The 19,839-nt window shown below is 68.2% G+C and carries 14 protein-coding genes and 4 pseudogenes; 9 read left to right on the plus strand and 9 right to left on the minus strand.

The window, feature by feature from the left end:
• The first annotated feature begins 10 nt into the window (after window positions 1-10).
• From HMPREF0591_RS19565 to HMPREF0591_RS19605, 8 genes and pseudogenes are all read left to right on the plus strand, one after another.
• Window positions 11-1,604, plus strand: a pseudogene (locus HMPREF0591_RS19565) (MlaD family protein).
• Window positions 1,601-2,652 (plus strand): annotated as a pseudogene (locus HMPREF0591_RS19575) (MlaD family protein). The pseudogenes HMPREF0591_RS19565 and HMPREF0591_RS19575 overlap by 4 nt, the downstream one beginning before the upstream one ends.
• Window positions 2,645-3,691, plus strand: coding sequence for an MCE family protein (locus tag HMPREF0591_RS19580; protein WP_007170390.1), 1,047 nt, complete (start codon window positions 2,645-2,647; stop codon window positions 3,689-3,691). The pseudogene HMPREF0591_RS19575 and the gene HMPREF0591_RS19580 overlap by 8 nt, the downstream one beginning before the upstream one ends.
• Entirely contained in the window at window positions 3,688-4,803 is a 1,116-nt protein-coding gene (locus HMPREF0591_RS19585; protein ID WP_040623155.1) for an MCE family protein, read from the plus strand. Before HMPREF0591_RS19580 ends, HMPREF0591_RS19585 begins: the two co-directional genes overlap by 4 nt.
• Window positions 4,800-6,044: pseudogene (locus HMPREF0591_RS19590) on the plus strand (MlaD family protein). The gene HMPREF0591_RS19585 and the pseudogene HMPREF0591_RS19590 overlap by 4 nt, the downstream one beginning before the upstream one ends.
• Window positions 6,041-7,300, plus strand: a pseudogene (locus tag HMPREF0591_RS19595) (MlaD family protein). The pseudogenes HMPREF0591_RS19590 and HMPREF0591_RS19595 overlap by 4 nt, the downstream one beginning before the upstream one ends.
• A 29-nt stretch (window positions 7,301-7,329) precedes the next feature.
• A complete protein-coding gene (locus tag HMPREF0591_RS19600; RefSeq protein WP_007170396.1) occupies window positions 7,330-8,073 on the plus strand; it encodes a tetratricopeptide repeat protein in 744 nt (247 codons plus the stop codon).
• Window positions 8,073-8,837 carry a mannan-binding family protein gene (locus tag HMPREF0591_RS19605; protein WP_007170397.1) on the plus strand — a complete coding sequence of 255 codons (765 nt, stop codon included), beginning with the start codon at window positions 8,073-8,075 and terminating at the stop codon, window positions 8,835-8,837. Before HMPREF0591_RS19600 ends, HMPREF0591_RS19605 begins: the two co-directional genes overlap by 1 nt.
• A 14-nt stretch (window positions 8,838-8,851) precedes the next feature.
• On the opposite strand, the gene metH is transcribed toward HMPREF0591_RS19605, so the two are convergent.
• Window positions 8,852-12,610 carry a methionine synthase gene (metH, locus tag HMPREF0591_RS19610; protein ID WP_040623157.1) on the minus strand — a complete coding sequence of 1,253 codons (3,759 nt, stop codon included), beginning with the start codon at window positions 12,608-12,610 and terminating at the stop codon, window positions 8,852-8,854.
• Between the two features lie 109 nt (window positions 12,611-12,719).
• Window positions 12,720-12,971, minus strand: coding sequence for a hypothetical protein (locus tag HMPREF0591_RS19615; protein WP_007170399.1), 252 nt, complete (start codon window positions 12,969-12,971; stop codon window positions 12,720-12,722).
• Between the two features lie 108 nt (window positions 12,972-13,079).
• Here HMPREF0591_RS19615 and HMPREF0591_RS19620 point away from each other — a divergent pair, with 108 nt between their 5' ends.
• A complete protein-coding gene (locus tag HMPREF0591_RS19620; protein WP_007170400.1) occupies window positions 13,080-13,970 on the plus strand; it encodes a PAC2 family protein in 891 nt (296 codons plus the stop codon).
• A gap of 23 nt (window positions 13,971-13,993) precedes the next feature.
• Here HMPREF0591_RS19620 and HMPREF0591_RS19625 read toward each other — a convergent pair whose 3' ends face one another.
• From HMPREF0591_RS19625 to HMPREF0591_RS19655, 7 genes are all read right to left on the minus strand, one after another.
• Entirely contained in the window at window positions 13,994-14,875 is an 882-nt protein-coding gene (locus tag HMPREF0591_RS19625) for an SDR family oxidoreductase (protein ID WP_007170401.1), read from the minus strand.
• 33 nt (window positions 14,876-14,908) lie between these two features.
• Window positions 14,909-16,144, minus strand: coding sequence for a cysteine--1-D-myo-inosityl 2-amino-2-deoxy-alpha-D-glucopyranoside ligase (gene mshC, locus HMPREF0591_RS19630; RefSeq protein WP_007170402.1), 1,236 nt, complete (start codon window positions 16,142-16,144; stop codon window positions 14,909-14,911).
• Window positions 16,145-16,168: 24 nt separating this feature from the next.
• A complete protein-coding gene (locus HMPREF0591_RS19635) occupies window positions 16,169-17,050 on the minus strand; it encodes a 3'(2'),5'-bisphosphate nucleotidase CysQ (protein ID WP_007170403.1) in 882 nt (293 codons plus the stop codon).
• 4 nt (window positions 17,051-17,054) lie between these two features.
• Window positions 17,055-17,870 carry an SCO1664 family protein gene (locus HMPREF0591_RS19640; RefSeq protein WP_007170404.1) on the minus strand — a complete coding sequence of 272 codons (816 nt, stop codon included), beginning with the start codon at window positions 17,868-17,870 and terminating at the stop codon, window positions 17,055-17,057.
• The gene (locus tag HMPREF0591_RS19645) at window positions 17,854-18,441 is read right to left on the minus strand and encodes a DUF3090 domain-containing protein (protein WP_007170405.1); all 588 of its coding nucleotides are present in this window, start codon (window positions 18,439-18,441) and stop codon (window positions 17,854-17,856) included. Before HMPREF0591_RS19645 ends, HMPREF0591_RS19640 begins: the two co-directional genes overlap by 17 nt.
• A gap of 63 nt (window positions 18,442-18,504) precedes the next feature.
• Window positions 18,505-19,332, minus strand: coding sequence for a histidine phosphatase family protein (locus tag HMPREF0591_RS19650; RefSeq protein WP_007170406.1), 828 nt, complete (start codon window positions 19,330-19,332; stop codon window positions 18,505-18,507).
• 108 nt (window positions 19,333-19,440) lie between these two features.
• The gene (locus tag HMPREF0591_RS19655; RefSeq protein ID WP_007170407.1) at window positions 19,441-19,743 is read right to left on the minus strand and encodes a hypothetical protein; all 303 of its coding nucleotides are present in this window, start codon (window positions 19,741-19,743) and stop codon (window positions 19,441-19,443) included.
• Window positions 19,744-19,839: the final 96 nt, after the last annotated feature.

Consider the following 19,839-nt stretch of genomic DNA (forward strand, 5'->3'; position numbering starts at 1 on the left):
TCGGTGGAACATGCCCAATTCCTTTGAGCTGGACGGCCGCGGCCCCTCCGACCGCCAGCTGTTCGGCATCGGCATTGCCGTCGTTGTGGTCAGCGCCCTGCTGACCACCGATGTTGCTCAAATCCACTGGCAGGCTGAACGATTACGTGCGAGTGGTCGCCGATCTGGTGAACGTCGGCGACGGCCTTCCGCAGAAGTCGGACGTCAAATACCACGGCGTCCTTGTCGGCATGGTCGACGGCGTCGTCCCCGCGGCGCACGGGAAGCCCAACTACGTCCACATCGACCTCAAGCAGGAATTCGCCAAAGCCATTCCGGCCGGCGTGACCGCCCGGGTGGTGCCCAGCAACGTCTTCGCCGTGTCCTCGGTTCAGTTGGTCGGTCCCCCAAACCAGCGGGGCGCCGGCGCGAGCATCCGTGCGGGCGCGCACAATCCGGAAGACCGGCGGCTCCCGACCGTGTTGTTTCAGACGACCGTCACCAAGTTGCGCGACCTGCTCGCCGCCGCGGGCCGCGACCGCGACGACCGGTCCGTCGGCATTCTGGCCGCGCTGGCCGCCGCCACCGACCACCGCCGCGTCAGCCTGCTCAACGCCGGCGCGCAGCTGAATCGCCTTCTCGATCAGCTCAATTCGATCGTCGGCACCGACGCCGGCCCGTCGACCTTGTCGGCGCTGCTGGACGCGACGCGAGGGCTCGCACAGACCGCCCCGGATCTCCTCGACGCGCTGCACCAGGCCGTCGAGCCGATGCGGACCTTTGCCGAGACACGCGGGCAGCTGGCTTCGCTGCTGTCGGGCGCCGACGACACGGTCGGCACGACGCGCCAGTCGTTGGGCAACCACATCGACCAACTCATTCGGATCACCACCGATTTCACGCCGGTTCTCGGTGTGCTGGCGCAGAAGTCGAACAACTTCGTGCCCGCGGTCGCCAAGTTGGACAACCTGGCCAACACATTCATGGACCAGGTCTGGAACCCCCGGACCAACCTCGGCAACATGCGCGCGATGCTGACGTTCACGCCCAGTTCCACCTACACCCGTGCGGACTGCCCCCATTACGGCGAACTGAAGGGGCCCAGCTGCTTTACCGCTCCGCTGATTCCGGTGCGTCCCGACCTGCCCGACGTGCTGCTACCGCAGAACTACCAGCCGCCCAAGGATCTGGCCCCGCCGCCGGGCACCGTCATCGGCCCGGACGGCAACCTCGTCGCCGTCGGGCCGCCGCTGATCAACCCGAACCCCAACTTGACCGATCCCAATCCGCCCCTGGCCCCGGGGATCACGCCCTCGCCGCCCGTGCCGGGAAGCGCCAACCCCGACAACCCGTCACCCGGCGCCCCCGCGGCGCCCCAACCGCACGAACCGTGGGTCGCGCCGGTGGCCCCCAAGGCGCCGTGGATTCCGCAGGCCTCCTTCGGCGTCTCGCGCTTCGGGGGGAACGTGGGACCCGTCGGGAGCCAGTACGAACGGAACATGCTCGGCGTGATCACCGGCGCGCCCGCGACCGAAGCCACCGAACTCCTGCTGGGTCCCGTCGCCCGCGGCACCACGGTGTCGCTGGCTCACCCGCCGGCTCCGCCCGCCGGGGAGGCCAAATGAGGTTTCGCGGCCCGCTCATCGCATTGACGCTGTTCATGGTCGTCTCGTTGACGCTGACGTGGCTGGTGTACGTCAGCCTGCGTAGGGACGTGGCCGGCAACACCGCCAAATACTCGGCGGTGTTCAGCGACGTGTACGGCCTCCGCGAAGGCGACGACGTCCGGATGGCCGGGGTGCGCGTCGGCCGGGTCGAAAAGATCGAGCTCGACGGGAAACTGGCGAAGTCTGGTTCGTGGTGCAGTCCGAACAGCGGTTGTTCGGCAACACCCTCGCCTCGGTGACGTACCAGAACATCGTCGGGCAGCGGTACCTGGGACTGTCGTTGGGCAGGGAAGGCAGCCCGGAACTTCCCCCGGGCAGCACCATCCCGCTGGAGCGCACCGAACCGTCGTTCGACGTCACCACGCTGCTCAACGGCTACGAACCGCTGTTCAGCCTGCTGAACCCCCACGACGCGGACAACCTCACCAAGGGCATCATCGCCTCGTTGCAGGGCGACACGTCCTCGCTGACCACACTGGTCGCCCAGACGTCAACGCTCACCGAAACTTTCGCGGGCCGGGACCAGGCCCTCGGCAGTGTCATCACCAATCTCGACAAGGTGATGGGCAACCTGGCCCGGCAGAACGACGACCTCGACGAGGTCATCACCCAGGCCCGCAGCGCCGTCGGCCAGCTCGACGCGCGCCGCCCGGACCTGGTCGCCTCGGTGGGGTCGCTGGCCCGGGTGAGCGGCCGGCTGTCGGCCTCGGCCACCGACGTGTACCCGGCACTGCGCGAATTCATCGACCGCCGGCCGGGAGTCACCAAGCACATCATGGACGTCGAACCGCAGGTGGCCTTCTTCGGCGACAACATCCCGCTGCTGCTGAAGGGGCTCACCCGCGTCGGCAACCAGGGCGCGTACGGCAACGCCTACGTGTGCGACGTGAACTTCATGGGGTTCTTCCCCGGCCTCAACGACGTGGTGCCGATCATCGTCAACGCCGCCACGCCGGGCAACAAGGCGTGGCACTCCCCCCGATGCAGGAGCACGGCTGATGGCTGACGCGTCCGTATGGGAGCGGATGAAAAGGCGTCCGCTGGAAAGCTACAACAAGACGTGGCTCGGCTTCATCGCCGTCGCGGTGGTCGCGGTGATCATCGGCGTCATGCTGCTCGTGCACGCCGTGGGCGCCGGATACCGGCACTACAGCGCGGAATTCCTGCAAGCCGCGTCGCTGCGGGCCGGCAACCCCATCGTCGTCGCGGGCATCCCGGTGGGCAACGTCACCAGCATGAAGCTGGTGGGCGACCACGTCGAGGCGGGGCTGAAGATCCGGGACAACATCGCGCTGGGCAAGGATTCCCGGGCGCAGATCAAGGTCACCACCATCCTGGGCTCGCGGTACCTCGCGATCGAACCCAATGGCCCGGGCCGTCTGCCCGACAACACGTTCGACCTCGCGCACACGGAGGTCCCCTATGACTTGCAAGCGGCGTTGCAGGACGCCACCACCACTTTCGAGCAGGTCGACTCCGACCGGTTCGCGCAATCGCTCGCGGTGCTCGGCAAGCAGCTCGAAGGCCTGCCCGCGGTTGTGCCGCAGGCGATTTCGAACATCCACACGCTGTCGTCGATCATCGCCTTACGGCGCGACCAGCTCGGGCAACTGCTGCGCAGCACCGAGCAGGTGACCAACACGCTGCGGCGCCAGCAGGCCGGGATCGGCACCCTCGTCAACCAGGGCCAAGACCTGCTGGGGCAATTCGTCGCCCGGCGCGCGGTGTTCCACGCGATGATGCAATCCCTGTCCAGCCTCATCGACATCATGAGCCAGGTCGTGGTCAACGACCGGTCGGGTTTGGACTCGCTGATCAAAGACATGCGGGACTTCACCGATTTGATGTCCAAACACGACGACCTGCTGCGCAGCATGCTGCAAACCAGCCCGATTTTCTTCCGCGAGGCGGCCAACCTCACCGGCGACGGCAACGCGATCAACTTCAACGCCCCCAACGTTCCGCTGATCGACTCGTGGATGTGCGCAATCAGTGGGCGCGCCAAGCAGTTCGGCATGATCCAATATTTCAAGGACTGCAAGTGAGGGGCCCCGCCCGCAGAGCGGTGGCCGTCATCGCGGTCCTCGCGGTGATAGCCACGGTGGTCGGCGCCGGTTGGTGGTACCTGGGTGCCGGCGAGGACACGATCACCGTGACCGCCCAATTCGACAGCGCCGCCGGCCTGTACGAGGGCAACGAGGTGGCGGTGCTGGGCATGCCGGTCGGCAAGATCACCAGGATCACCCCCAGGGGCGGCTACGTCGAAGTCGAGTTCACCGTCGATCGCCACGTGAAAATTCCCGCCGCCGCGCAGGCGGTCACGGTGTCGACCTCTATCCTCACCGACCGGCAGATCGAACTCACGCCGCCGTATCACGGCGGACCGACGCTGGAAGACCACGACACCATCGGCTTGCCCCGGACCAAGACCCCCGTCGAATTCAGCAGCGTCCTCAACGTTCTCGACAAGGTGACCAAGTCGCTCGAGGGCGACGGTCGCGGCGGCGGCCCGATCGCCGACGTGCTGAACGGCGGAACCGCGGTGGTCAGCGGGAACGGCGAAAAGATCAAAGCGGCGCTCGGCGAGCTGGCCAAGGCGCTGCGCCTGTCCAGCGACGGCGGCGCGACGACGCGCGAGCAGATCACCACGATCGTGAAAAACATCAGCACCCTGTTCGACGCCGTGTCCGCGAACGACACCAAGTTGCGCGAATTCGCCTCCACCATCCACCAAGTCAGCCAGATCATGGCCGACGAGGACCTGGGTAGCGGCAGCACGGGACGCAAACTCGACCAGCTGATCCAGCGGGCGGGCGACCTGCTCGACGCCAACCGGGACAACATCAAGCAGACCGCCCTGAATGGCAACGCCACCCTGCAGACGGTCACCGACCAGCGACGCGACCTGGCCGAACTGCTCGACCTGGCTCCGCTGGTCGCCGACAACGCCTACAACATGATCGACCGCGCGAACGGCAGCGTGCGTGCCCGCTTCCTCACCGATCGGCTGCTCTTCGACAGCCAGTACACCAAGGAGATCTGCAACCTGATGGGCCTTCGCCAGCTGGGCTGCAGCACCGGGACGATCCAGGACTTCGGCCCCGATTTCGGCCTGACCTACGTGCTGGACGGCATGGCCGCCATGGGGCAGAAATGAGGGTCACGGGCGCGGAGCGCGGGCGGGGCAGGCTCGCGGTCGTGGCTAAGGCGATGGTCCCGTCGATAGCCACGGCGATGGTCACGGCAGCCGCCACCGCGGGATGCGCCACGAATGGCCTTGCCAGCCTGCCCCTTCCGGCGCCGGGGCTGGGTTCGGGCGGCTACTCCCTGACCGCGGTCTTCTCCAACGCGCTCAACCTGCCGATGAACGCCAAGGTGAAGCTCGCCGGCGCCGACGTCGGGCAGCTCGAATCGATGGTCGCGCGCAACTACACCGCGGTCACCCGGCTGCGCATCAGGGACGGCGTGCAACTGCCCCGGGGCAGCACCGCCGAATTGCGGACCGCGACACCGCTGGGCGACGTGTTCGTCGCGCTGAAGCCGCCGTCGGCGAGCGATCCCGGCGCCCCCCTGCTCAAGGACGGCGACACCATCGGCCTGGAGTCGACGGCGGCCGCCGCGACGGTCGAGTCGGTGCTGAGCTCGGCGGCGGTCCTGGTGAACGGCGGGGCAATTCGCAATTTCACCAACATCATCAACGGTTTCGGCAAGGCGACCGGCGACCAGGGCCAGGCGTTCGGGGACATGATCCGCAAGTCCAACGAGCTGCTGGGCAGGCTGGACTCGCGATCCGATCAGATCTCGAACGCGCTGGCCCAATTGTCCGGCCTGGCCGACGAATTGGACGCCAAGAACCAGACCATCAGCGACTAGATGACGGCCGCCGGCCCCGCGACATCGGCGCTGGCCGACAACACCGCCGAGCTTTCCGAGCTGGCCATGCAGGTGGGCGCCACCTCCCGGTTGCTGGCCCGATTCCCGTCCATCGGCGGCACGGACACCTGCGGCCGCAGCATCATCCGCGACCTGAACACGGTGACCGCCGCCGCCAACGACGTGGCGGTGAGCCCGGAGACCAGCTGGCTGGCGTTGAACCGCCTCATTCCCCCGCTGGTCAAATCGACGGCGGGAAACTCGATTTCGGTGAACGTCAGCGTCGACAAGATCATGCTCGGATCGATCCCCGATATCGGATTCCCCGGCGACATCGGGTTGCACGGGCCGCACCACTACAACGTCAACCTGCTCGTGGGCACCCTCAAATACACCCTGTGGCGGCTACAGGAGCGCGTGGTGGGCCGCGGCCCGAATTCGCCACAGGTCCCGGTCATTCCCGACCCGAACATCCCGGGCCAGATCGATGTCGCCCCCGGGCCACCGCCGGGACCGCAACGGTGAACCGCGCCATCGGCGAGGCCGCCACTCTCATCGTCCGTGCGGTGCGCGCGGCGCACCGGCGACAGGTCTGGCTGTCGGTCGCCGGATTGGTGCTCATTCTCGTCGTCGCGACCGCCTACCTGTTGATCGGCGCATTGCGGGTGCAGCCGTTCGCCTCGTCCTAGCGGGTCACCGTGCAGCTGCCCGAATCGGGCGGCCTGCTGCCAAACCAGGATGTCTCGCAGCGGGGAGTGCGCGTCGGGCGCGTCGAGTCGCTGCAGATCACCGACAACGGGGTGAACGCCATCGCCAGAATCACGTCGAAGGTGCGGATCCCGGCGAACAGCGTCGTGCACGTGTCGGCGCTCTCGCCGGCCGGGGAGCAGTTCATCAACTTCGAGGCCGCATCCGATGCGGGGCCGTATCTGCACGACGGCAGCATCATCACCTCCGACCACACGAGCGTCCCGGTCAGCCTGGCACAATTGCTCGGCGACGCCGACGGGCTGCTGGCCCAAGTCGACCCCCACAAAGTCGAGTTGATCAAGAAGGAACTGAGCCTGAGCAAGGAGGGCCCCGCGAAGCTGACCGCCATCGTCGACGGGGGCACCTTCCTGCTGTCCACGCTCGATTCGGTGCTGCCCCAAACCACCAGCGTCCTCAAGACCAGCCGCGTCGTGCTCACGCTGGCCGGCGACAAGAACGCCGGACTGGGCGCCGCCGCAACGGAACTCAACCACACGCTGAGGGGCGTGGCCCGGATGCAGGCCGGCTATCGGCGGTTGACCGCGCAGACGCCGCGCACACTTTCGGCGGTGGACAACCTGTTCGCCGACAATTCGGACACGATGGTGCAGTTGCTGGGCAGCATGGCCACCATGTCGCAGCTGCTCTATCTGCGGGTGCCGGCTCTCAACGCGCTGTTCCCCGACTACCGCGGATCGGTGTTGGACGCGGTGACGAGCGCCTTTCACGATCACGGAGTCTGGGCGACGGCCGACCTGTACCCGCGCTACGTGTGCGACTACGGGACACCGGCACACGCCTCCTCGGCCGCCGACTACTACGAGCCCTTCATGTACACCTATTGCCGCGACGACGACCCCGCGGTCTCGATCCGCGGGGCCAAGAACGCGCCGCGGCCGGGGGGCGACGACACGGCCGGCCCCCCGCCGGGCGCGGACCTCGGCCGCCGGACCGATCCGACCCCGCGGGGCCGCTACACCATTCCCACCCCCTACGGCGGCCCGCAGCTGCCGATCGAACCGCCGCACTGACCCGCTGAACCGACCGCGAGGAGACCATCATGATCGTGACTACCAAGAAGAACCCCAGGGCCAAGGCGCACGCGGAAGCGGAGCGGGACCCCGAGACACCGCCCGCCGCAACCGAAGCCGCCGACGACGCGCGCGTCGAAGAATCCGGCCAAGGGGCCCATGAGGCTGTCGATGACGAGGCTGGCGACGAGGCTGGCGATGACGGGGCTGGCGATGACGAGGCTGGCGATGACGAGAGCGGCGGCGGTGCGCTGCTCAAACGCAAGCGCCCCGGGGCGGAGCACGGCGGGCGCCAGTGGGGGCGCTATCTGCGTCGCGGCGCGCTACCGGTTTTACTCGTTGCCTCACTTGCCGTTTCGGGATTCCTCGGCTGGCGGCAGTGGCAAGACCATCAGGTCAAGCTGGCCGGCGAACAGGCCCAGCAGGCGGCCATCGCCTACGCGCAGGTGCTGACCAGCATCGACTCGAACAAGGTCGACGACAACTTCAGGCAGGTCCTCGATGGCGCGACGGGCGAGTTCAAGGACATGTACACGCAGTCCAGCGTCAAGCTTCGGCAGCTGCTGATCGACAATAAGGCGACCGCGCACGGGGTGGTGGTGGACTCGGCGATCCAGTCCGAATCCACGAACAAGGTTGTCGTGCTTGTGTTCATCGACCAGACCGTCACCAACACGGCGGCGCCCGACCCGCGCATCGACCGCAGCAGGGTCAAGATGACGATGGAAAAGGTCGACGGTCGCTGGCGGGCGAGCAAAGTCCAGCTGCTGTGATGCGCGCGCTCCTCGCGACGGCCGTATTGGCCGTTGCCGCAACGATTCCCGGCACCGCCACCGCCCGCGCGTCCGCCCCGTCGTTCTGCGGCGAGCTGGGCGGTGACTGGGACGGCCAGTACTGCCACACCTCGGTCACGTCGGAGCGCAACGCCGTGCGCGACATCAAGGTCGCGGTCCCCGACGACCTGGTCGACAACCCGACCACCGGGCCGGTGATCCGCGACTACCTGCGCACCCTGGTCGACAACTGGAAGAGCGCCAACGGCAGCATGGCCGCGGACAGCTATGGCGAAGAGAACTTCGAGGTGTTCCGGCACGGCAACCTGCTCAGCGCGGTGTTCCATGAGGACTACCACGCCGACGGACCGAAGTTCAACAACGCCTACCGGACCTTCACCTTCGACATGGCAAGCGGCCGGCGGGTGCAGCTGGCCGATCTGACGACGTCGAATCCGTTGACAGCGATTCCCCCACTCGCCCAACCGTTTATCCAAACCGCGCTCGACCAGGCGCCGCCGCCGCACGACCCGGGGACCTACCCCTTCGTCGTCGACCGCTGGACGCCGGACAAGGTGTATTCCGGTGCGTACAAGGCGTGGGCGATGACTCCGGACGAGTTGATCCTGTACATGCCGGACTATCCGGTGGGCCACGACGAGCCGCTCAATTTCACGCCGGGCGTCATGCAGTGGTACATGGACGGCGGCACGGTACAGGCGCACATCCCGCTCTCGGCGTTGGCGCCCGTGCTGCGCATCTAGCGCCGCCGGGGGGGTCAGTCCTCCGGGTTGTAGCCGAGGTTGGGGGCCAGCCAGCGCTCGGCCTCCTGCAGGGTCCAGCCCTTGCGCCTGGCGTAGTCGGCGACCTGGTCCTGGGCCAGCCGGCCGATCACGAAGTACTGCGACTGCGGGTGCGAGAAATACCAACCGCTGACGGCGGCACCGGGCCACATCGCCATCGACTCGGTCAGCTCGATGCCGGTCCGCTCGCGAACGTCGAGCAACTTCCAGAGCGTCACCTTCTCGGTGTGTTCCGGGCAGGCCGGATAGCCGGGGGCCGGGCGGATTCCCACGTACTTCTCGTCGATGAGTGCGTCGTTGTCCAGCTGCTCGTCGGGCTGGAATCCCCAGAACTCCTTGCGGACCCGCTGGTGCATGCGTTCGGCGAACGCCTCCGCCAGCCGGTCGGCGATCGACTCCAGCAGGATCGCGCTGTAGTCGTCCAGGGCTGCCTTGAACTCGGCGATTTTCTCCTGGCTGCCGAGCCCGGCGGTGACGGCGAAGGCGCCGACATAATCGGCCAGGCCGGTGTCCTTGGGCGCGATATAGTCGCCCAGCGACCGGTTCGGGATGCCGTCGCGGTGCTCGCCCTGCTGGCGCAGGTTGTGCAGCGTGGTCAGCACCTCGGTGCGAGTGTCGTCGGTGTAGACCTCGATATCGTCACCGACCGCGTTGGCCGGAAAGAAACCGATCACCCCGTTGGCGGTCAGCCACTTCTCCTTGATCAGGGTGTCGAGCATCTCCTGGGCGTCGTCGTACAGCTTGCGGGCGGCCTCGCCGGTGCCCGGGTTGTTGAGGATGTCGGGGAACCGGCCCTTCATCTCCCAGGCGTTGAAGAACGGCTGCCAGTCGATGTACTCGCGCAACTCGGCGAGGTCGTAGTCCTGAAATTCCCGTACTCCCGCACCCATAGCGGGCACCGGCGGCGTGTAGCCGTCCCACTCGATCGGCGTCCGATTGGCGCGGGCCTTCTCCAGCGTCACCATCGGCCGCTCGTTCTTCTGGGAGTGCCGTTCGCGCAGCGATGCATAGTCCTTCTCGGTGGCCTCCAGCAGGGCCGGACGCTGCTTGTCATCGAGCAGCGCGGCGGCGACCGGCACCGAGCGGGACGCGTCCTTGACCCAGACCACCGGACCGCTGCGCCGCGGCGATATCTTCACCGCCGTGTGCGCGCGCGAGGTGGTCGCGCCACCGATCAGCAGCGGGATCTCCAACCCTTCGCGTTCCATCTCGACGGCGAAGTTGGCCATCTCGTCCAGCGACGGGGTGATCAGGCCGGACAGCCCGATGATGTCGGCGTCGTGCTCCTTGGCCGCGGCCAGGATCTTCTCGGCGGGCACCATCACACCGAGGTCGATCACTTCGAAGTTGTTGCACTGCAAGACGACCCCGACGATGTTCTTGCCGATGTCGTGGACGTCGCCCTTGACGGTCGCCATCACGATCGTGCCGTTGGTGTCCTTGCCCGCTCCTCCATTTTGGGAGGCGCCGTTCTGCTCCTTCTCCGCCTCGATGAACGGCAGCAGGTACGCGACGGCCTTCTTCATCACCCGGGCCGACTTCACCACCTGGGGCAGGAACATCTTGCCCGAGCCGAAGAGGTCACCGACGACGTTCATGCCGTCCATCAGCGGGCCCTCGATCACCTCGATCGGGCGCCCGCCGGCGGCGGCGATCTCGGCCCGCAACTCCTCGGTGTCGGCGTCGACGTGGGCGTCGATCCCCTTGACCAGCGCGTGCGTGATCCGTTCGCGGACAGGCAGACTGCGCCACTCGGCCGCCTTCGGATCCTCGGCTTTGTCCGTCTTGTTGAACCGCTCGGCGATCTCCAGGAGCCGCTCGGCCGCATCGTCACGACGGTTCAGGACGACGTCCTCGATGCGGTCCCGCAGCTCGGGGTCGATCGAGTCGTAGGGCACCAGCGCGCCCGCGTTGACGATGCCCATGTCCAGGCCCGCCTTGATGGCGTGGTACAGGAAGACCGCGTGGATCGCCTCGCGGACGGGGTTGTTGCCCCGGAACGAGAACGACACGTTCGAGATGCCGCCGGAGATGTGCACACCCGGCAGGTTCTCCTTGATCCAGGCGCAGGCCTCGATGAAGTCGATGCCGTAGGTCGCGTGCTCCTCGATGCCGGTCGCCAACGCGAAGCAGTTGGGGTCGAAGATGATGTCCTCGGGCGGGAAGCCGACCTGTTCGGTCAGGATCCGATACGCCCGCCCGCAGATCTCCTTGCGGCGCTCCAGATTGTCGGCCTGCCCTTGCTCGTCGAAGGCCATCACGACGACGGCGGCGCCGTACTTGCGGCACAACCGCGCCTCACGGATGAACTTCTCCTCGCCCTCCTTCATGGAGATCGAGTTGACGATCGGCTTGCCCTGCACGTTCTTCAGGCCCGCCTCGATGACCTCCCACTTGGAGGAGTCGATCATCACCGGGACGCGGCTGATGTCCGGCTCGGCCGCGACCAGCTTGGTGAACCGGTCCATGGCGGCGACACCGTCGATCATGCCCTCGTCCATGTTGATGTCGATGACCTGCGCGCCGACCTCGACCTGCTGCAGGGCCACCGACAGCGCGGTGTCGTAGTCCTCGGCCTTGATCAGGTTGCGGAAGCGGGCGGAGCCGGTGATGTTGGTGCGCTCACCGATGTTCACGAACAGCGAGTCGTCGGTGATGTTGAGCGGCTCCAGCCCCGAGAGCCGGGTGGCCACGGCAATGTGCGGCACTTCCCTCGGTCTCAAGCCCTCGACGACCTTGGCGATCTCGGCGATGTGTGGCGGCGCCGTCCCGCAGCACCCACCGACCAGGTTGACCAGACCGGCCTCCGCGAAGTCGGCGATGTAGGTGGCCTGGCGCTCCGGAGACTCGTCGTACTCGCCGAAGGCGTTGGGCAGGCCCGCGTTGGGGTAGCAGGACACGAACGTGTCCGCGATCCGCGACACCTCGGCGATGTAGGGCCGCATCTCCGGCGCACCGAGGGCGCAGTTGAGGCCGACGGCGATCGGCTTGGCGTGCCTGATCGAGTTCCAGAACGCCTCGGTGACCTGGCCCGACAGCGTCCGCCCGGAGGCGTCGGTGATGGTGCCCGAAATGATCATCGGCCAGCGGCGTCCGCGCTCCTCGAACAGCGTCTCGACCGCGAACACCGCCGCCTTGGCGTTCAGCGAATCGAAGATCGTCTCGATGATGAGCAGGTCCACCCCCCCGTCGACCAGGCCGTTGGCGGATTCGAGGTAGGCGGCGACCAGCTCGTCGTAGGAGATGTTGCGGGCGCCGGGGTCGTTGACGTCCGGCGAGATCGACGCGGTGCGCGTGGTCGGCCCGATCGCGCCGGCCACGTAACGCGGCTTGTCCGGGGTGCTGTACTCGTCGGCGGCCTTGCGGGCCAGGGCGGCACCGGCGTAGTTCAGCTCGTAGGCCAGGTCCGCCATGCCGTAGTCGGACAGCGAGATCGCGTTCGCGTTGAACGTGTTGGTCTCCAGGATGTCGGCGCCCGCCTCGAGATACTCGCGGTGGATCCCCTCGATGATCTGCGGCTGCGTCAGGTTGAGCAGGTCGTTGTTGCCCTGCAGAGCGGTCGGCCACTCCGTGAACCGGTCGCCGCGATAGCCCGCCTCATCCGGCCGGTCCCGCTGGATCGCCGTGCCCATCGCGCCGTCGATCACCATGATCCGCCGGCGCAGGGCAGCCGACAGCTCGTCGGTGCAGTCGGGACGGATGTTCGGTGCAAAGTCTGACTCAGCGGCGTTCACGTAATTCCTTCCGTAGCGGAAGGCGTCCTTGACTCTGCCGAGCGTGGCGGATACCAGGGGACCCCGGTCCCCCAAATAGCCGTTGCAACGCCTCTCGACGGTGGAAAGTCTACGTCGTCAGCCGACGTCTGGACGCCCTGTCCGACCCGACCCGCTCGGCGATGCGGTGCCCTTTGCGCGCCGGCTCGCGGGCCTTGTCGGCGATGTCGCAGTCGATGTCGTAGTCAATGTGGTAGTCGATGTGGTAGTCGATGTCGTATTTAACGTACTTGCCGTAGTTACCAAGGGTAACCAGTTTGCAGCCGCGCGTATTTCGTCTCGCCCGCGCAGACCCGCTCGTCGGCGCCCTGCAAGCCGGCACCCATAAGAATAGCCGTCCTATCTAAAGCCCCCGGTGAAGTGGCCGGCGGTCCGAAGATCGCCTACACCGACGCCCGAACAATCGAGTCTTAGGCCGTACGCTGAATCTGTGACCCCGCCCGACGGCCCTCCTTTCGGCGAAGCCGCCCTGCCCGAACTGCACAACACCATCGTCGTGGCGGCGTTCGAGGGTTGGAACGACGCCGGTGACGCGGCCAGCGACGCCCTCGAGCACCTGGAGGCGATCTGGGAAGCCGATCCGATCCTGGAGATCGACGACGAGGCCTATTACGACTACCAGGTGAATCGGCCCGTCATACGGCAGGTCGACGGGGTCACCCGGGAACTGGTGTGGCCCGCGATGCGCATCTCGCACTGCCGGCCGCCGGGCAGCGACCGCGACGTCGTGCTGATGCACGGCGTGGAACCGAACATGCGCTGGCGCACCTTCTGCGCCGAGCTGGTCGCCATCGCCGACAAGCTCAACGTGGACACCGTGGTCATCCTGGGCGCCCTGCTCGCCGACACTCCCCACACCCGGCCGGTCCCGGTTTCGGGCGCCGCCTACTCCCCCGAGTCGGCCAAACGCTTCGGGCTCGAGGAGAGCCGCTACGAGGGCCCGACCGGCATCGCCGGGGTGTTTCAGGACGCCTGCGTCGCGGCCGGGATCCCGGCGGTGACGTTCTGGGCGGCGGTGCCGCACTACGTGTCGCAGCCGCCGAACCCGAAGGCGACCGTGGCGCTGCTGCGCCGCGTCGAGGACGTGCTCGACATCGAGGTTCCGCTGGGCGATCTGCCGACGGATGCCGAGGAGTGGGAGCAGGCCATCACCGAGATGGCCGCCGAGGACGAGGACCTGGCGGAATACGTGCTGTCGCTCGAACAGCGCGGCGACGCCGAGGTCGACATGAACGAGGCCCTGGGGAAGATCGACGGCGACGCGCTGGCCGCGGAGTTCGAGCGTTACCTGCGTCGTCGCCGGCCCGGGTTCGGCCGGTAAACCCCGCCGCTAAGCCCCCGCCGCTAAGCCTTCTTGCCCAAGTCCTGGTTGTAGGCGCTGGTGGAGCGCCCGAGTGCGGCGACTTGAGCGTCGAGTTGGGGCAGCAGCTCCGCCGTGGGTTTGTGCAGGGGCAGCTCCCCGACCGGGGTGGACAGCACCGGCTTGATCCAGCGGAACAGGGCCACCCAGCCCGGGCAGTAGACGCGGCTCCGGCGTCCCTCGATGCCCTTGACGAACGCGTCGGCGCATTTCGCGACGGTGGTCGTCTTGTTCAGCGGCCACGGGAAGCTGGAGAGCAGTTTCCCGAAGGCGGGCAGGTCGGCCTCGCTGTCGCGGACCAGGGCGGTGTCGATCCACGACATGTGCGACGAGCCCACCGTGACGCCGCGGTGGGCGACCTCCAGCCGCAGCGCGTTGGCGAGGATCTCGACGCCGGCCTTCGACGCGTTGTAGGGCGCCAGGCCGGGACAAGCGGCGTACGCGGCCAGCGACGACACGATCAGCACGTAGCCGCGGCGTTCGATCACGGCCGGCAGGGTGGCGCGCACGGTGTTGAAGACGCCGAGCAGGTTGATGTCCAGCACCCGCTTGAACGCCTCGGGGTCGACCTGCAGCACCGACCCGTAGCTGGCGATTCCGGCGTTGGCCACCACGACGTCGATGCCGCCGAAGCGTTCGACGGCTCGGGTGGCGGCGGCCTGCATGGCCGGCAGGTCCCGCACGTCGGCGACCGCGGTCAGCACGTGGTCCTCGCCGAGTTCGGCGGCCAGCGCGGTCAGCTCGGCGTCGTTGAGGTCGGTGAGCACGAGCTTGGCGCCCTTCTTGCGCAGCCGACGCGCGACCTCGGCGCCGATGCCCCGGGCACCACCGGTGATGAAAACGACTTGGTCCTGCAGCGACGTCATGGCCGATAAGGTACCGCTTCCAGCGGTCCAGTTTTACAGTTCCACCCCGAGCAGCGCGTCGATCGCGGTGGCCACCAATCGCGGCGCGTCGGTGTCGTGACCGCCGTATTCGAGCGCGTCGGTAGCCCACCCATCAAGCGCCGCAAGGGCTTTGGGCGTGTTCAGGTCGTCGGCCAGGTACTGGCGAACGCGGGCGATCACGTCGGCGGCGTCCGGGCCGGCGGGCAGCCCGGTCGCGCTGCGCCAGCGCCCCAGCCGGGTGTTGGCCTCCTCGAGCACCTGCGGGCTCCAGAACCGGTCGGCGCGGTAGTGGCCGGACAGCAGGCCCAGCCGGATGGCCGCCGGCTCGACGCCCTGGGCCCGCAACGTCGACACCAGCACCAGGTTGCCGCGGCTCTTGGACATCTTGTGCCCGTCCCAGCCGATCATCCCCGCGTGCACGTAATGCCGGGCGAATCTGCGCTCGCCCCGGACGCATTCGGCGTGTGCGGCGGTGAATTCGTGATGCGGGAAGATCAGGTCGCTGCCCCCGCCCTGGATGTCCAGGCCGCTGCCGATGCGGCTGGACGCGATCGCCGCGCACTCGACATGCCAGCCGGGCCGCCCGTCACCGAACGGTGACGGCCAGCTGGGCTCGCCCGGGCGCGCGGCCCGCCACAGCAGCGCGTCCAACTCGTCGGTCTTGCCGGCCCGCTCCGGGTCGCCGCCGCGCTCCCCGAACAGCCGCAGCATCGTTTCTCGGTCGTAGCCGGACTCGTAGCCGAACTGCGGCGTGGCGTCCGCCCGGTAGTAGACGTCCGGGTAGTCGCCGTCGATGACGTAGGCCCCGCCCGACGCCAGCATCTTCTCGACCAGCTCGACCACCTCGGGGATCGCCTGGGTGGCCGCGACGTACTCGCGCGGCGGCAGGACCCGCAGCGCCGCCATGTCCTCGCGGAAGCGCGCGACCTCGCGATCGCCCAGCTCGCGCCAGTCGACTCCGTCGCGCTCGGCCCGTTCGAACAGCGGATCGTCCACGTCGGTGACGTTCTGGACGTAGTGCACGTCGTGGCCCAGGTCCAGCCACTGCCGGTAGACCAGGTCGAACGTCAGATAGGTGGCCGCGTGGCCGAGGTGGGTGGAGTCATACGGCGTGATGCCGCAGACGTACATCGTCGCGGTGGATCCCGGCGCCACCGGGCGCACCTGCCGGTCGGAGGTGTCGTACAGCCGGAGCTCCGGGCCGCGTCCCGGCACCACCGGAACCGGCGGAGAATCCCACGACTGCATGCCCACGACTCTAAACGCGCCAACTCAGCGCCACGCGTCGCGGATGGCCGCGAGCAGGATCGGCGCCACCTCGGCGCGGCACATCACGAAGTCCGGCAGGTACGGATCGGACTGGTTGTAGCGCATCGGCGAGCCGTCCAGCCGGGAGGCGTGCATGCCCGCGGCCATCACCACCCCGGCCGGCGCCGCGTTGTCCCATTCCCACTGGCCGCCCGCGTGCAGGTAGGCGTCGACCTCGCCGTCGATGATGGCCATCGCCTTGGCGCCCGCCGACCCGATGGCCACCGGCTGAATCGCCAGCGACTGCCGCATGCGATGCAGCACGAAGGGCGGCCGGGTGGCGCTGACGGCGATGCGGAACGTGTGCGGGATGCCGACCCGGGCGGCGTCGGCGGTCACGGTGTCGGTGCGGTACACCGTGTTTCCGCGGGCCGGCAGCGACACCGCGGCGTCGGTGATCTCGCGCCGGCCGTTCGTGGGGTCGCCGGCGGGACGCTGCCACAACGCGATGTGCACCGCCCAGTCGTCCCGCCCCGGCGTGGAGAACTCCCGGGTGCCGTCCAGGGGGTCGATGATCCACACCCGGTCGCGCTTGAGCCGGACCAGGTCGTCGTAGGCCTCCTCGCTGAGCACCGCGTCGTCGGGCCGCTCGGCGCGCAGCCGCCGCAGGATCAGCTCGTTGGCCAGGCTGTCGCCGGCGTCGCCCAGCGCCCACGGGTAACCGAAGCCGATCTCGTCGCGCACCTTCAGCAGCAGCTCCCCCGCGTCCGCGGCGAGTTCGGCGGCCAGTTCCGCGTCGGTCAGCTCGTCCGGGCCCTGGCTCACCGGTCCAGTATCTCCGACGCCCGCGCGGGGCTCGAACCCGTGGCGGCGACCGGCCGCGCCCGGCTCCGCCGCGCTTGCCATCGCCTCAGAAGGCCGGCCAGGGAATGGGCCGGTGCCGGTTGGGTCCCGGCATCACCGGGTCGTTCAGCAGCGCGTGCGCGCGCCGCCGCAGCGCCGCGATCTCCGCCCGCGTGATCAGCTCGGACAGCTCGTCGCAAAACGAGCCGTCGAGCGCCTCGGTGAGCCCGGCCACCGCCTCCAGCATCTTCTCGTCGACGGGCTTGCCCGCCCAGCCCCACAGCACCGTGCGCAGCTTGTTCTCGACATGCAGGCACACCCCGTGGTCGACGCCGTAGATGTGGCCCTCGACGTCGCGCAGGACATGGCCGCCCTTGCGGTCGGCGTTGTTGATCAGCACGTCGAAGACGGCCATCCGCCGCAGCCGGATGTCGTCGGCGTGCATCAACACGACCTCGTCGCCGGCGTAGTCGTAGGCCCGCAGCACCGGCAGGTAGCCCGGCTGCGGCTGGTGGGCGGGAAACAGGTCGACCAGGTCGGGGCCGGGCCTCGGTTCGGAGTCGGCCGCGTCGCCCGGTTGGTCGACCCAACGCTGCAGCATGCCCGGGCCGGCCGGACCGTGCCGAATCACCGTGTAGGGCACGATGTTCCAGCCCAACTGCGTCGAGACCAGATACGCCGCACGTTCGCGGCCGGCCAGCGTTCCGTCGGGAAAGTCCCACAGCGGCGCCTCACCGGAGACCGGCTTGTAGACGCAGTGCACGGTCGTTTCGCCGAGCGCGGACTCGCACAGAAAGGTGGCGTTGCTGGCTGAGCGGATGCGTCCGAGGACCGTCAGCTCGCCGTTCCGCAACACCTCACGGTCGTCAGCCTTCAAGTTCATCGTCAGGCCCGAGCAGCGCGCTGCGCCGATAACCATTGGCGCGCGCGCAGATATGGCCCTCGGGATCCAACGGTTCGTCGCACAGCGGGCACGGCGGGCGCCCCGCTGAGATGACGCGATTGGAGCGGGTCGCGAACTGCCGCGCCGACTCCGGCGTCAAGAACACCCGCACCGCGTCGGGACCTTCTTCGGTGTCGTCGAGCACCACCGACGCGTCGAATTCGGCGTCGGTGACCGCCAGCAACTCGACCACCACGGTCTGGGCCTCCGAATCCCAGCCCAGCCCCATGGTGCCGACCCGGAACTCGGCGTCGACCGGGGTGATGAGTGGGCTGAGATCCTCGACCTCAGCGGGTTCCGGGGGAACCGGCGTGCCGAACCTGCGATTCACCTCGAGCAGCAGCGCACCGATGCGCTCGGCCAGCACCGCAACCTGCTGCTTCTCCAGCACCACCGACACCACCCGGGAATCGTGCACCGCCTGGATGTAGAACGTGCGGTTTCCCGGCTGGCCGACGGTCCCGGCCACGAAGCGGTCGGGTGTGCGGAAGACGTGGATTGCGCGGGGCATGGCACCTCCAAAATACCGGCTGTTGCCTTCGCCGTGCGATTCGATTGCCCCGCAACAGCGGAATTAATCCGTCGAGCCGCCGACCACGGCGTCGCCCGACGGCACGGCCGCGGCCGCCTGTTCCGTTGCGGCCGCCGGGGACTCGCCGTCGGTCTTCGACTCCCCCTTGTCGTGCGCCCCGTCCTGCGCCTTGTCCTGCGCCTTGTCCTCGCCCTTGTCCTGCGCCTGGTCCGGGGGCGGGGGCGGGCCGGCCCGCAGCGCCGCGGCCAACTTCGCGCCGGTGTGGTTGACGTGCACCACGAACGGGCGCAACTCGGTGTAGCGGATCACACTCACCGACGCCGGGTCGGCGGTGACCCGCTGGAAGGAATCCAGGTGCATCCCGTACGCATCGGCGACGACCGCCTTGATGACGTCGCCGTGCGTGCAGGCCACCCACAGCGCGTCGCCGCCGTGCTCTCCCCCGTATTCCTGGGCCAGCCGTCGATCGTGTTCCCGGACGGCGGCCACGGCGCGCGCCTGCACCTGCGCCAGCCCTTCGCCGCCGGGAAACACCGCCGCGCTCGGGTGGGCCTGCACGACCCGCCACAGCGGCTCGCCGGCCAGCTCGGCGAGCTTGCGGCCGGTCCACTCCCCGTAGTCGACTTCGGCGAGCCGGTCGTCGATGACCGGGTCGAGGCACAGCGCCTCGGCGAGTGGCTCGATGGTGCGCCGGCAGCGCAGCAGCGGCGAGCTGACCAGCCCGCGGATGGCCAGATCACCGAGCCGGTCGATCAGCCCGGCGGCCTGGCCGCGGCCCTTGTCGTCCAGGTCGACGCCCTCGGACCGCCCGGCCAGGACACCGGCGGTGTTCGAGCTGGACCGACCGTGGCGCAACAGGATGACCGTCATGCCGCGACGCCCGACCGGGACGTCCGAGACGTCGGGGCAACCACGATCAGGACCACGACCACGACCGTACCCGGTGTGACTCTTTGACCAGCGCGTGCCGGCGGGTGACTAGTGCGAGACCGGCACCGCGTGCGCCACCGAGTCGCGCACGGCGGCGATCAGGCTGCGTTCGTCGGTGAGGTCGATGTCGACCAGGCTGCGGACCGCGGTGGCGACCACCTCTTCGGCCTGCGGAACCGGCCCGGCGAGGCGCGGGCGGTAAATCTCGACGACGAGCGAACGGTGCTCGATGTGGAAGGAAAAACTGCGTCCATCACCGACTTGTCCGTAACCGCTGGCGAAAATTCCTGTCGAGAAGTCCTCGACAGCAAACTCTTTCTCAGCGATATGCCGGTCAGCGATGACGGCCATGAGCCGACGATACCTCGCCCGCGGGACTTGATGTGGGAGACATGGCGATATTGGATGCGAAGGCGTTCCTTAGATTGGGAAGTCCACCGTCGTTAC

It is taken from the genome of Mycobacterium parascrofulaceum ATCC BAA-614 (assembly GCF_000164135.1).
In the GTDB taxonomy this organism is placed as follows: Bacteria; Actinomycetota; Actinomycetes; order Mycobacteriales; family Mycobacteriaceae; genus Mycobacterium; species Mycobacterium parascrofulaceum.